This window comes from Mesorhizobium sp. P2_F7 (assembly GCF_056403695.1).
Genome location: NZ_JBFUFA010000043.1, coordinates 1 through 617 on the forward strand (window position 1 = coordinate 1; position 617 = coordinate 617).

The following is a 617-nucleotide window of genomic DNA, read 5'->3' on the forward strand; positions in this document are numbered from 1 at the left end:
CCACCAACAGCGAGACCAGCACCGGATCCTTCACCATCTCGGCCACCGACGGCATCCACGACATCGTCATCGGCGGCACCAGCTTCACGCTGGCCCAGATCCAGGGCTTCAACGGCACCCAGACCGTCAACACCGGCGAAGGCGTGCTGACGCTGACCGGCTACACGGGTGATGCCCATTCGGGCACGATCGCCTACAGCTACACGCTGTCGGCGACCATCGACAATGACAGCAAGGTGCCGACCGGCAACGACAGCGTCGATGCCACCGGCTTCAACGACAGCGTCGCGCTGACCGTCAACGGCAATGGCGGCACCACCGCCAGCGATAATCTCGTCGTGCATGTTGTCGACGATGTGCCGACAGCCCAGAATGACGGCCCGTACGCGGTCGTCGAGGACGGCGCAGGTGCGGCCAACACGCCGCCGACCAGCACGGTCTCGGGCGATGTGCTTGCCAACGACGTCTCGGGCGCCGATACGCCCAAGAGCTTCGTGGCCTGGTCGGGTGGCGATGCGGCGGCGATCACCGCGCTCAGCACCTACGGCACGCTGACGCAGAACGCCAACGGCACGTGGTCCTATGTGCTCGACAACAGCAAGGCGGCGACGCAGGCG

Annotated in this window: 1 protein-coding gene; it reads left to right on the plus strand. The window is 66.0% G+C overall.

Annotated features, from left to right (window positions below):
• A partial coding sequence (locus AC1DZ8_RS33340; RefSeq protein ID WP_477402415.1) for a VCBS domain-containing protein occupies window positions 1-617 on the plus strand: 617 nt, incomplete at both ends.